The sequence below is a fragment of the Flavonifractor sp. An112 genome (assembly GCF_002161085.1).
GTDB lineage: Bacteria > Bacillota > Clostridia > Oscillospirales > Oscillospiraceae > Flavonifractor > Flavonifractor avicola.
This window is the reverse complement of the sequence record NZ_NFLU01000006.1, coordinates 24,443-38,796: the sequence shown is the minus strand read 5'-3', so window position 1 is coordinate 38,796 and position 14,354 is coordinate 24,443. Positions and strand designations below refer to the sequence as shown.

Annotated in this window: 3 protein-coding genes and 3 pseudogenes; 1 reads left to right on the top strand and 5 read right to left on the bottom strand. The window is 57.1% G+C overall.

Annotation, left to right across the window (positions count from 1 at the left end; translation table 11 throughout):
* Positions 1-246 precede the first annotated feature (246 nt).
* Complete coding sequence (locus B5E56_RS06850) at positions 247-9,858, top strand: InlB B-repeat-containing protein (protein WP_087389158.1); 9,612 nt, start codon at positions 247-249, stop codon at positions 9,856-9,858.
* 204 nt (positions 9,859-10,062) lie between these two features.
* Here B5E56_RS06850 and B5E56_RS06845 read toward each other — a convergent pair.
* The 5 genes and pseudogenes from B5E56_RS06845 to B5E56_RS06825 form a co-directional block, all read right to left on the bottom strand.
* Positions 10,063-11,040 (bottom strand): annotated as a pseudogene (locus B5E56_RS06845) (conjugal transfer protein TraE); the annotation flags it as partial.
* Complete coding sequence (locus B5E56_RS06840) at positions 10,985-11,452, bottom strand: PrgI family protein (RefSeq protein ID WP_087389157.1); 468 nt, start codon at positions 11,450-11,452, stop codon at positions 10,985-10,987. The gene B5E56_RS06840 and the pseudogene B5E56_RS06845, both read right to left, overlap by 56 nt.
* 20 nt (positions 11,453-11,472) lie before the next feature.
* A pseudogene (locus tag B5E56_RS06835) lies at positions 11,473-12,323 on the bottom strand (CD0415/CD1112 family protein).
* Positions 12,324-12,406: 83 nt separating this feature from the next.
* Positions 12,407-12,505 (bottom strand): annotated as a pseudogene (locus B5E56_RS14890) (Maff2 family protein); the annotation flags it as partial.
* A gap of 87 nt (positions 12,506-12,592) precedes the next feature.
* On the bottom strand, positions 12,593-14,209 hold the full coding sequence (locus tag B5E56_RS06825) for a recombinase family protein (protein ID WP_002596236.1): 1,617 nt from the start codon (positions 14,207-14,209) through the stop codon (positions 12,593-12,595).
* Between the last annotated feature and the right edge of the window lie 145 nt (positions 14,210-14,354).

Here is a 14,354-nt window from a genome sequence, read left to right as displayed (position 1 = left end):
GGGACTGCGGCCTTTCGTCTGATATGCGCAGAACCCCTGATTCCCGACCCTTAAAAAACAGAATATGAGACCCCACCCATCTTGGATGATTTATGCCGCGGGAATACATATTCGTACAGTTTTTCCCGTGGGTATGACCCGCTGGGAGGGGGCAAATGGGTAATAGTCTGCCCTGGATATTTATGATAAAGTAAAATCGAACAACAAGACGGACAAGGGAAAATGGATGCATAAGGAGGAAGGTACATGAAACGAACGAAACGACTGCTGGCATGGGTTTTGACGCTGGCCCTTCTGACCGGACTGCTGCCGAATATGGGCAGCTGGCTTCCCGCTGCAAAGGCGGCCGATGACGAAGATGCCAACGTCGATGCCTTTGGAATTAAAATGGAGGAGTGGACGGAAGACCAGGCCCAGGCGGCAGTGGATAACTCTCCCTTCGGCGGCGGCCTGAATTCCACCACCTCCGTTATGACATTTGCGGAGGTCTTCATCTCCGCGGGCAGGGATAATAGTGCCCGCGCCGCCCAGACCTACGACTGGACTAATAAAAGCGTGGGATCGGAAATCCAGAACTTTGATGGAGATAATAAGATGACCTACCGGTCGAGCTCCTATAAGTTCGTGGAGACTGCCGCCATGGATCTGAAGGGCAGCGGCAAGGACGAGTATGTGGTGAACCTGGGCTATACCGGCGGCGGAGCCGGCAACCGGCTGGAGCTTTTCGTCACCGATAAAGACGGAAACAAGGTGACGGAAACAAAGTTGGTGGCCAGCGGCGGCGGTATTGACCAGATAGATAAACTCGCTACCTTTCAGATTCGCGGCGCCATCTCCGTGGTCGCCGGCGACTTTGACGGGGACGGGGTCGATAGCATCCTGGTTTATATCCCTGCACTGGAACAAAATCCCTGCATCTGGCAATATAAGGTGAATGATAACGGGACATTCCAGAAGGGATACTCCCTCACGGAAGGGTTGCTTGACCTGCTGGGGGTTACGCTTCCCCAGAGCGCAGATAAGAACAATCCTCATAACCAGCCCATGGTACATATGGTGGCAGAGGACGTGGATCGGGACGGCTATGACGAGCTGATCCTCACCGCCGGTATGAACGACGTAGCCAGCCCCGGTGACGCCGGCAAAACCGGCAACCTGGGCTCCCAGCTCTTCATCTATGACATGAATGCAAACGGGAGCTGGAACCAGACCTATCATCTGGATCTGAGCACTGCATCAGGCGGCGGCGCCGATCAGGCGAAGCGTCTGGTCTGGGCCTCCTCTACGGTGGGCAATATTATGAAGTCTGATTCCAGCAGCGTGGATTACCCTGAGATCATCGCCGCCGGCTATGAGGACGGAATGACCAGCAACGCCTGGGATATCGATGTGCCCGACGCAGACTGGCTGGGCGCCGTGGTCGTGGGGGTGGACTCCATAGCATCCGGCAAGGCCGGGGAGAATATGAAGGCCAACTACACGGTGCGGTTCCAGCAGCAGCTGACGCCCAACGGCTTCACAAAGACCGGTTTTTACGAAAAGGATGAGTGTAACAACCTGCTGGCTGTCCAGGCCTTTGCCGACCGGGGCATGTCCTACGAGGAATCTGTCTTTATTTCCGGCACTGTGTACAGAGTGACGGATAATAAATTTGATGCTGGAACCACGGTTACGCATTTTGAAACGGCTCCCAGAAGCATGGATGGAACAGAGGTGACCAATGCCAGCATCCAGACGGTGACTGCCGGCAACTTTAGTGGTAACCGGGATGGCAAGGAGCAGATCATCTGCGCCGTCACCCTGCGCCAGTCCGGCCATAACAACAGCTGGACTGATCTGGTCTGCATTTACAACAACGGAACCGGCACCAATCTTTCTTACAATGAATCCATAAATGGCAAGGCGGGCTTCAGCAAGCGGGATCGCTTCTACATCACCTTGAACGCTCTGGATGTAGACGACGACAGCCTGGTTCTGACCCTGCTGGAAGTGAAGCGGGAGTACAGTGAACCCGACGTGCTTGCCATTCTGGAGGCGCCGCCCTACTTTGCCGAGATCAACGGCGGCGACACGGGCAACAGCGCCACCACCTACGGCACGGCAACCTCCAGCGGCAGCGGAAGCGAAGACAGCACCGGCTTCTCCGCCGGCATTACGGTGGGCTATGAAGTGGACGGCCTTCTGTTCGGCGGCGGCGCGGAGACCAGCATTGATGCCAGCTTTACCTCCTCCACCGCCAAAAGCACCAGCACGGAGTGGGCCATCGAATATTCCAATGACGCCGGGGACAACCTGATCGTGGTCTACCGCTGCCCGGTGGCCTGCTACCGCTATGTGGATCAGAACGGCGAGGAGATCGCCATTTTCCGCAGCGAGCAGCCCGCCACCTCTATGATTCCTGTGGAGGAATACAACGCCATCGCCCCCCAGTATGGCCTGGATACCGTCAGCGACGACCTGCTGGGCGAGCCCGGCAACCCCTTCAGCTACCGCTCCAGCACGGACGCCCTGGAGGGCGTTGTCAACGGCAAAGCCAATGCCCAGACCTCCCCCAACGGCTGGGTGCAGTACTATGGCCAGGGCACCGTGACCCAGAGCCTGGAGACCGGTGAGGAGACCGAGGAGACCTTTGAGTACGGGCTGGATGTGTCCGTCAGCGTCTGGGGCAAGGCCGGCGGCGCCAAGGCCGGCGTTCAGGCCGGCTACAGCGAGAGCCACAGCCAGACCACCGTCAACGGCAGCACGGTCACCAAATCCGGCGCCGTCACCAGCCAGCAGGTGGAGGGCTATGACTTCCAGTGGAAATTCATCGCCTTCCAGCACGAGATCAATGACAACACCGTACCCGTCCTGGGCTATCTGGTGTCCAACATTACCGCGCCTCCTTCGCCCCCGGTGGATCTCACCGTGGATGATGTGACCAGCGACTCCCTGACCCTCAGCTGGAATCACGGTGACCGCACCGCCCAGCAGTACCGCATTTACCGGGTGCTAGATGAGTCCAGTATGCCTTATGTGCAGGTGGCCTCTGTCGGCGGCAATGTGGACAGCTATACCATCACAGGCCTGAAGCCCGGTACTACTTATACCTATGTGGTTCGCGCTGTGGGCTATGATGCTTCCGGCGCAGAGCTGCTCTCGGTGGACAGCTCCCCTGTGACGGCCCGCACCACCACAGACGATGCCGGTGATGTGAAGATCACGCTATCTGCAAATCCCGTTACCTCCTCTGGCGAGAGCGCCTCCGTCACTGCCAGAGTTCAGAATCCCGGCGGTACCACCCTCTATCAGTGGCAGATGCGCGCGTCCAGCAGCAGCCGCTGGGTGAATCTGACCAACGGCAGCGGCAATGAGGGTATCGGCACAGTATCCGGCGCCAACGCTTCCACGCTCAACATGCAGTCCATTGACAATGACCTAAACGGCGCGTCCCTGCGCTGCATCGTCACCGCGCCCACGTCGGACGGTACGCCCGAATACTATTACAGCCCCATTGCCTCCCTCAGTCTCCAGGGCAATGCCACTGAGACGACCATCACCGTGACTGGCGCAGAAACCGGCGGTCAGGGTACCCAGGCGAATCCCTATACGGGCCTGCCCGACTATAAGGAGACCACACAGGTGCCTTCCGATGTTACTCAGTATGTGCCCGTGAAGGTGGAAAGCGGCGGTAAGGAATACACCATCTATTCCTATGATGCCACCCCGGAAAGCAGCGATGACCCGCTTGTCTATGTGGGCGTTCTGGAAGAGGGCATTGCGGGTACCTCCTACTGCAAGGCGACCCAGTCGGGGGACACCTACACCATTGGAACCCAGCTTACCCTGGGTACAGCAGCTTATTACTATAACAATGGCGGAACAGAGACAGCATATCCCGCTCCGGCCGGCTTTGACCGATCCACATGGGAAACCGCGACCGTTACCACCGGCGAAGGTGCAAAAGCTGTTACTACTACCTATTACCGCAGCTATCTCTTTGAAGACGGAAAGCCTACAACTGAGTGCTGGTATAACCAGGATGACGGAAGGTATTATACCAAGGAACAGGATGGCTCCTACAAAGAACTGGCCGCACAGCCCGGTAATGATGCCGATGTCCGCAGAGTTTACAAAAACAATAGTGCGACCATCGTCGTGGATCAGGCCAATGGTACCGATATCTACGAGGGCGATGCCAGCACGCCCGGCTACGGCTGCTATAAGTTTGAGGTTTATACAGGTGTGGGCACTTCGGCGTCCGCGATCTTCTGGTACAAAACCGATACCGCGCTCTATGATGCGTCTGCCAAATATGCCGACAGTGCAGCCCTGACGGTGGTGACAAAAGCGGAGACCGTGTCCGGCACCACGGATCAGACCGTGGCAAAGTCCGGTACCCAGATCACCATTTCCTCTGCCGTTCAGGAAGACGGCAGCCCGGTAACCACCACCGTGGACTATGTGATCACCCACATCTCCACCGGCAGCAGGACGGCCCTCTCTGCCCCCAGCGACGGCAGCGTAGTCTGGACTGCCAACGCGCCCGGCCTCTATGAGATTACGGCCACAGCCCGCTCCACCGTTTCCACCCTTTCCAGCACCGCCACCTGCTATTATTACGCCCGTGAGGTGGCGACCGGTACGGAGTACCAGCTCTTGGTGAAGCGCGGCGGAGAAGTGGTTTCCAACGCAAACTACAGCAGCGGCCAGGCCTTCAACCTGACGCTCCAGAGCCGTACCGCAGCTGGCGTGTCCGGTACGCCGGGCCAGTGGACTGACGTAAGCGGCACAAAATACTTCCTAAACAACAGCAGTGCCATCACCGGCAGCTCTTACACGCCTGCCGCTGCCGGCAGCTATTCCTTTACCGCAAAGGTAAACGGCAAGGTAGTTGCCACGGCCATGCTCACCATCAGCAAGACCAACCTTACCCTGACTCCTTCCTGGGATGAGGAAACCCTGCCCGAGACCCTGAGCGGCATCACTGTCAGCGAAGAGCCCGCCGTGTCCGACAAGGAACTCCAGGCTGCAGTGCAAGTTTCCTGCAGCCTCTACGGTGACGACGGAGCCATGCAGACGGATCAGTACGGCAGTTTCCCCGTGACCCTGTCCTGGACTCAGGAGGGGCAGGATCTGAGTGCGGAGGCCAAAGCCATCCAGTCCCGCTACAACGTGGTTCTCCGCTCCGCGACACTGTATCGGGAAAGCGATACGGTGACTGTCAACTTCAGTGCCGGCGAGAACGGCAGCATTACCGGCGCCCGCATTGAGGACAGCGAGTATGTCATCTCTACCGGCACCGCAGTTTCCACCACTCAGGACGTGAAGTTCACCGCCATTCCTGCCAACGGATTCGCGGTGGAGAAGTGGAATGTGAACGGAGCGGAACAGACCGAGGGAATCCAGAAATTTGAAAACGGCGGCCAAACGCTGACGCTGGATCTCAGCAAGTACCGTGACGCCATCACCGTGTATGTCACCTTTACCAACAGCCAGAATCAGGTCACCTTCAGTGCCGGTGAAAACGGCAGCGTGACCGCTCAGGACGGTTCCGGAAATTCCATTACTTCCGGCAGCCAGGTCTCCTACGGCGCGAATGTCACCTTTACCGCCGTCCCCGCTGAAGGGTACATGGTAGACTACTGGACGGTAAACGGTAAGACCTACACCTGGCCCACCGGCGAGAACTACCGCGAGGATGTGCTGACCCTGGAGGACATCTCCGAAGGCTGCACCGTGGTCGTGAACTTTGCCCAGAAGGCTGATACCAAGGTAGTCATCGGCGACGCGGTGGATGCCAGCGAGCAAGTCACCTCCGCCGCTACGGTGGAAGTGAAAGACCTGGAGGGCAATGTACTCCAGCCTGAAAGCAGCGCCTACACCGTCCAGCAGAACGGCAGCCTGGTATTTACCGCCCGGATCCAGGGCGGCAGTGACAACACCCGCGTCACCGAGTGGCAGAGCAGCACCGACGGCGCTACCTGGACTGCCATCCCCGGCTCCGGCAGCAAGGAGAGCATCACCGTCCATAACTTCACCGGTGAGACCTTCTACATCCGCGTGAAAGTCTCCTCCGCTCAGAGCTACCAGCTGTCCTGGAACGTTGAGATGGCGGACGGTAGCCAGGGACCCGCAGAAGCTGCCGCTGCCCTGACTGCCTCCAGCAGCGGGGTGGAGCTGAACAACGGCGATCGCCAGACCGCCTATACTTCCGTGGACTTCACCCTGACCCTGAATGATGCCTACTATGTGGCAGAGTGGAGCGACAACGTGGTGGCCAGCGGCAAAACAGCGGTTTTGAACAGTCTCAACGCCGACACCACCGTCACCGTCACCATCGCCAAGAAGCCGGTGCTCACCATTGTGGACGAAACCGGCGGCACCGTGGAGGTCAAGGGCACCGTCAACGGCGTGGCTGACACCGTCGTGCAGGACGGCGACTATGTGGACTACGGCACCGCCATCACCGTCACCCTCACGCCCGACAAGGGCTATGTGGTAGGAGCGCTGAGCGGCAGCAATATCAATCCCTCTTACATTGACGGCGATGGAAGCACCACCGACACCATGACCTACACCGTGGCCAGTGTGACCACCGACGGAGCGGTTCCCCAGGCCTGGGCCGCCCTGAATAAACACCGGGTCGACTTCTCCGTGGTGGATACCGACAACGACGGCAGCGGCGACTTCGGTACCCTGGCCGCCGACGTGGAGCGCAAGGGCATGGATGCTTATGCCACTGACGAGGACGTAAGCGCTGCCGTTTCCGGCAGTACCAGCGTCTATGAGGGCGGAACCGTCACTTTCACCGCTGACGCCGACACCGGCTACCGGGTGAAGGAGTGGACTGTGGACGGTCAGGTCTATACCACCAACGGCCAGACCTACACCGTGGCCACTCTGACGCTGACGCCGGATGCAGCCAAGACTGTCACCGTCCAGTTTGAGGCGGGAGCGCCCCAGGTGTTCTTCGATCAGCCCGGCAACGGCAGCCTGACCGCCACCACGCCCACGGATGGTGGCGGAACGGAGCCCTTCACCAGCGGCGGCGCCACCGTGCTGCCCGTGACCTTCACTGTGGTACCTGGCGAGCATTACGAAGTGAAGCAGTGGACGGTGAACGGAACCGTGCAGATGGACGGCGATGGCAACCCCATCACCGACACCACTTTCACCCTGGCGCCCACCGGAAACGCCACTGTGGTGGCAGAGCTGTGGGGCGAGGAACTGAGTGCTCAGGTGACCCCGGGCGCCGGCGGCACCGCTGACATCACCGGCACCATTCGCTATGATGAGGAGCTTACCATCACTGCCACGCCGGAGGCGGGCTATGTGGTGGAGAGCATCCAGGCGGCAGACCAGACCATATACACCAATACTGCCAAAGCCAACGGGGAGCAAAGCTCCACCTACAAGATCTTTGAAAACACAAACTTCACGGTCACCTTTGCGAAGAAACCCGTCGTGACCTTCTCCGCAGCCAACGGCATCATCAGCGCCAGCGGCACTGTGGATGGCGCTGCCGGTGCAGCCCTGACCAGCGGCGGTTATGTGGACTTCGGTACCGCTGTTGCTTTCACCGCCCAGGCCAACACCGGCTTCAACTTCGACGGCTGGTACGTTGACGGCGTCAAGGACGAAAGCGCCACCGACCTGACCTACACCCTCAGCGATGTGGTTGCGGACGTGACCGTGGAGACCCGCTTCACTGCCACGCCGGATCTTGCGGTAAGTTACAGCGTCAGTGACGAGACGATGGGTACCATCACTGCCACCGCCAACGGCAGCAGCTTTGCCTCTGGCGATCTGCTCTCCGGCGGCGCGGAAGTTATCTTTACTGTGAAGCCGGTTGAGGGCTACCGGGTAGCCAGCTGGAGCGACCTGCCTGCCGATGCAGTGGTTAGCGCCGACAAGGCCACCGCTACTGTGAAGGCTCTGGATCAGACGCTCACCATTCAGGCGGTTCTGGAGGCCATTCCCCAGCGCACCATTACCATCACTGAACCTCAGCACGGCACCATCACTGCCGCCGCCAACGGCAAGCCCATTGCCTCCGGCGATACGGTGCCTGACGGCACGGAGGTGACCTTTACCGCCACCGCCGATGCCAACTGGATGTTCGACGGCTGGACAGACGATGCCGCCGGCCAGACCGGCAGCACCATCACCCTCACCGTGACCGATGACATCACTGTCGGCGCGGACTTTGCTGTGGCCACCTACTACACCATCCAGTACTCCGTTACCGGCACCGGCGGCACCGCATCCGGTGTGTCCGGCGAGACCAACATCACTGCCGGTACCAAAGTCCAGCTGGTGGGCGGCAGCACTGTCGTCATTACCGCTGCTCCCGAACCTGGTCAGATGGTCAAGGCCTGGACGGTAAATGGCGAGACGGTCACCGGGGACAATCTGGAGGCTTTGGGTCTCACCATGCATCCCCTGTCCAGAACCCTGACGCTGGACTACCTGGCCGAGAACACCGTCATCACCGTGGAGTTTGAAGCCTATGCGGGCTTTGCCACTCCCGGCAACGGCACCGGCTACACCGTGGAGAATGTGACCCGCGCCCCGTACGACACCAACCCGGCCGGCGAGATCCGCAAGGGCGGCGACCTGACCTTTACGGTCAAGCCTGCGGACGCCTACGCCGTTACCGCGGTGACTGTGGCCGACGTGAACGCGGAGATCAAGGCCAATCCGGACGGCAGCTGGACTGTAACCATCCGGAACGTGCAGGGCGAAATCGGCCTGAATGTGACCGCGGTAGCCGGTATCCCGCTGACCATCGACTGCGGCGCGAACGGTACTGTCACCGTGAAGCGCAACGGCGTGGATCTGCCTGCCAACACCAGCCTCCAGGCGGGAGACCAGCTGATCATCACTGCCACCCCGGCAAGCGACTACAAACTGAAGAGCCTTACCGTCAATGGCACCAACTTCTCCAACGGCGGCACCTACACCGTAACAGGCGACGAGCAGGCCGTGGCCGTCAAGGCCGAGTTTGAGGCCCAGTCCTCCGGTGGCGGCGGCGGAGGAGGCGGCGGTGGCGGCGGCGGAACCGTCAGCAGCCATGATATCATCGTGGAGAAGTCTGAAAATGGTACCGTAACTGCCGATAAGAAATCTGCGGCCGCAGGAAAAACCGTCACACTCACCGTCACACCCGAAGAGGGATACATCCTGGAGACCCTTACCGTTACCGATGCGGACGGCGACGATGTGAAGCTGGACGACAAGGGCGACGGCAAGTACGAGTTTAAGATGCCCGATGCCTCTGTGAAGGTCACTGCCCGGTTTGCTGCCCGGACGCCGGTGGAGGATCTGTTTGACGACGTGGATGCGGACGACTGGTTCCACGACTCTGTGGAGTACGTCTACTACCACGACATGATGAACGGCGTGAGCAGCCGGCTGTTTGCACCCCACCTGAATCTGAACCGCGGCATGATCGCCACCATCCTGTGGCGGTTGGAGGGAAGTCCGGAGAACTCTTCCGATGTCTTCCAGGACGTGAAAGCAGGCATGTGGTACACCGAAGCGGTAAACTGGGCCGCGGACATCGGTATTGTAAAGGGTTATGGCAACAGCACCTTTGCCCCTGAGGACAACATCACCCGTGAGCAGATGGCAACCATCCTGTACCGCTATGCTCAGTACAAAGGCTACGATGTCTCTGTGGGTGAGGACACCAACATTTTGTCCTATGCTGATTTTGATGAGATCGGCGAGTATGCCATTCCCGCCATGCAGTGGGCCTGCGGTTCCGGCCTGCTCAAAGGCAAGGGCGGCAATACGCTGGATCCCACCGGAACAGCTACCCGTGCGGAAGTAGCTGAGATCCTGACTCGTTTTTGCAAGAACGTGGCGAAATAATCAAATAGACAACGTCAAAGACCAAAGGAGAAATCCGGCTGCACTTGTTGTGCAGCCGGATTTCTTCTGCTTGTCCAGAAGGTTCGGATTTTATAAAAACTTTATAATCCTGCCCTTGTGTTTCTGTGTGCTTGCCGCTATCATGGTAACTGAGCAGGCCTTGAACCGTTTCCGGCCTAGAAGGGGGAGACGCACATGACCTTAGGTGGCAAGGTCGGAGGGAATGATGTCCATATCGTATCCGGCACGGACGGCTTTTTTCTGTTCCTCGATTTTGGATTTGTCCAGGTCAGTGATCTTGCGCTTGACCGTCTTGATGGCCTTGATCTGGTCCACGGACTGGATATGCAGGCTGACAATCAAGTTGGATTCCATATCCAGAAAATCGGCCAGCATCCGGTCATTCAGCTCCGGCGCGAGAATCTGCAAAAAAGAAACAGCCCCGTATTTTTTACCCATACGGAACTGCTTGCCAGTGCGGAACTCAAACCCAGACGGCGCGATGAAGTCCTTGGTGGACAGGCCGCTGGACGGGAGCCAATCCCAATCGAAGCGGAACGGCAGCTGCTCATCCATGTGGAAGATTCCATGGAGCTGGGCAAGTCTTGCCTTACCATCCAGAGTCTCGGCAGACACGCCCAGACGCTTGAAGTTATTGAGAATGTCGGTCTCAATACGCTCCAAACGGGGTTTGGCCGATTTGATGCTGTCCGCGTCAATGCCGAAGGTGAGATACTTGGTTTTGATAAGGCCGTTGTTGCCCTTTGCCAGCTGGTTTTGCAGCATGGTCATGTACTCAACCCGGATACTGTCAAAGTCATCCCCCTGGAGAGGAATGGAAATGGCACGGGCAAAAGTCTCTTTGGATGCTGCAAGATTCAAAAAAGACAGCTCAAATTTGATCGAGCTGTCGAAGTAGTTGAGGAAATCACACCAGCCCTCGAAGATCGCTGTTTTGTCCTCGTTCTGTGAGAGCTGATAGTTGATGTCCTGGAATTGGATGGTCTTTGTGTAGTGACCGTCTGATACCCGGCAGATACCATCCGGCCACATTCGTTCATAGGGAATACTGTCCTGAGCCGATTTCTCCTTTTTGTCTGTGCGGTTGGCACGGGCAATGGCAGCCTCAATCTGCTTTCTGTCGGCGCGGGACAGCTTTTTCTTTGTCCTGACCGGCTGCACAGCTTTTTCCTCGGTTTTTCCGAACAGCCGGTGCAGCCAGCTTTTGATTGCCGTAAACAATGTCGTACACCTCCTCGTCAAGATTTGCCTGCCGCTGCAACACGGCATAGAAGTTATTGGTGCGGTACGGGCGCTGCTTGGGGCGGATCACCGTGACACGGATAATATTCCCCACGATCTTTTCCAAGGGCTGGCCGTGTTTTTCATACATCGCCAGCATGAAGAAGGGCAGCATGACCAGCATCATACACATGGCTGCCACGCTGTTTCCCGCAGGCCCCCGAAGCAGGAAGAAAAGCGGTACGCCGATGAGCGCCCCGCCGCTGAAGCAGACCAGCTGCCTCTTGGTTAAATTGAACGCGACCTTGGTTTTGACTTTCGTAAGATCCTTGGGTACGGGTACATAAGCCAATGGGATTTCCTCCTTTCTGGTTAGTGTGCGTTAAACACAGCTTTTGCAAGGCTTCCGGTCTTAAAGAGCGTAAAGCACAACAGGACCGTATAGCCCACACAGCTCCAGATAGCCATGATGATTTCTGTACCAGCACGGCATAAATCGCCACGCAGACGATGATGAGAAATGCCTGGAAGCCCAGAGCAAGGAGGGAGCGTAGATAATTCTGGCCCATGCCGCCCGATTCCTTGCTCATCATGGTAGCCATAGGAATAGGGGCCACCGAAGTCACAAGGTAAATCTCAATCATACGGCCATAGATCACGATAAAGATACAAATGTAAAGCGCCCACATGGTAATGCCAATAAAGAGCGACTGCACCCATAAGCCAATCAACGGACCTAAATCCATTTCCATCAGCCGGGTCTCCATATCGCCCATAACAGAGGAGATGTCGATGGAAGCGTCAGAACCGATGATACCTGCCGCCTGCGCTACCACACTTTGCGCCATGTCGAATACACCCATGACGATATTCCATGTGTTTGTGACGATCAAAATGGCGGCGGCAGATTTGAACACCCATTTGAAGATCATCCAGGTGTCCACATCATGCAGGTTGTTTCGGTCGGTAATCATCTGAATCAGCTCCAGCGTCATCACGATGGCCAAGATCACGCCAGCAATCGGCACCATGATGGAGTTGGAGAGGCTCTGAATCATATTGAAAATATCACCGTTCCAGCCCTGAGGGGTCTGACCCACCTGTGTCGCAATGTCTGCAACCTGCTGGTTTACGCTATCGAACATCCCCGATAAGTTTCCCATGATGCCGCCCACCAGCATTTCCTTGAGCCAGTTGGTAAGGGCATCCAGTAAGAAATCCATACGGTGTCAACCTCCTTTCAGCCGCCCCCGCGTGGGGGCAGGGGCGGCAAGGATTTCTTATGACAGCTTAACGGCGTGAGCGATCAGACGGTGAACAGGCTGGAGAGCAGGGGTACGAGGACCATGCCGACCACGGCGACGCCAGCGCCAGCCATGAGCTGCTTCATGCCCTGGGACTTTGCTTATGTGTGATAAAGAAGCAATAGAAGTGCAAAAAATTTTGCCGTTCCTATCCGACACTTGGCCATTGTGTCGGATAGGTCGGGCGGTTATTCGGGCAAGTCAATCTTGCCGACAAAGCTGTAATAAATCTCAATGTCCTGCCTGCGGGTGCCGTTCTCATCATAGCTGCACTCATGCACCACAATTTTCTCGATCATTTCCCGCAAGAGAGTGGGGGTCAGTTCTTCAAAGGCAAGGTGCTTGCGGACAATGCCCATAAATTTCTCGGCGTTGACGGTAGCTGCCTGTGACTTGTCCAGTTCGGCTTGCAGGGCGGCGGCTCTCTTTTTCAGCTCCGCTTGCTCGGCTTCGTAGTCAGCCGACAGTTCCATGAAACGCTCATCGCTGATTTTGCCGTTTACATTGTCCTCATACAGCCGCTTGATAATGCGGCTGATTTCAGAAATGCGTTCCTGCGCCTGTTCAAGCTGCTTGATGGCTGCGGCGGTCTTTCGCTTGCCGCCGATCTCGTTCTGCTGGACAAGTAGTTTCACAAACCGGCTCTCATGCTTGGCTGCGTATTCGGTCACTTGCCGGAGATTTGCCAGGACACCAGCGGTCAACAGATCGGTGCGGATAAAGTGCGCCGTACAGTTGCGGGTGCGCTTCTTGTAGCTGCCGCAGATGTAGCAGTCCTGTTTGCGGTCTTTGTTCTGATACCGCTGCTGATACAGCACATGGCCGCAGTCGGCGCAGAACAAAATCCCGGAGAACAGCCCCACTTCATCGTAGCGGTTCGGGCGTTTGCGCTGTTTGCGTAACTCCTGCACCCGTTCCCATGTTTCCTTGTCGATGATCGGCTCATGGTGGTTCTCGAAAATGGCCTGCTTCTCGACGGGGTTCTCTATGCTGTGCTTGACCTTATAAGAAGGCTTTTCCGTTTTGAAGTTCACCAGACATCCGGTGTACTCTCGGTTTTCGAGGATATGAACGACGGTGTTGGTCGCCCATTTGCACTCATAGCCTGGGTGATAACGGCGGGTGCTGCCTGTCCGCTGATATTCCAGCGTCCCCGGCGTGGGGATTTGCTGCTCCGTCAGCATACGGGCAATCTTGGTCGGGCCGTTCCCGGCAAGGCAAAGCTGGTAAATCTGCTGCACCACCGGGGCGGCTTCCTCGTCTATAATAAAATTCTCGTCCTCGTCCATCACATAGCCGTAAACCGGCTTGCTGGTAACAGGCTTGCCGCTCATGCCTTTTGACTTTTTCACTGCCTTGATTTTCTTGCTCGTATCTCTCACCAGCCATTCATTGAACAGATTTCGCAGCGGGGTAAAATCGTTGTCCATGCCCTCGCTGGCACTGTCCACATTATCGTTGACAGCGATAAAACGCACACCCTTTTGAGGGAACAGCATTTCCGTGTAAAACCCTACCTGCAAGTAGTTTCGCCCTAACCGGCTCATGTCCTTGACGATGACCGTACCCACTTTCCCGGCTTCAATGTCCGCAAGCATGGCTTGAAATCCGGGCCGCTGGAAGTTCGCGCCGGAAAAACCGTCGTCGGTGTACCAGCGCAGATTGGTAAAGCCGTTCTGTTTTGCGTAGGTTTCGAGTATCCTTTTTTGGTTCGATATGGAATTACTCTCGCCTTGCAATTCATCCTCGTGGGACAATCTCGGATAAAGGGCGGTAATGAGGTTTTGGGTGGCTTGTCTTAACATAAAATCCTCCGTTTCCGACAGCCAGCCCCACTATTCCGTGGTTTCATTGTACCACGGAACGGCGGGGGCTGTACAGCGGCAAAAGCGTTAAATTTGCTTCTTTACAGCTTTTCAATTTTCCGATTTTTATGGTATGGGTTGTCGT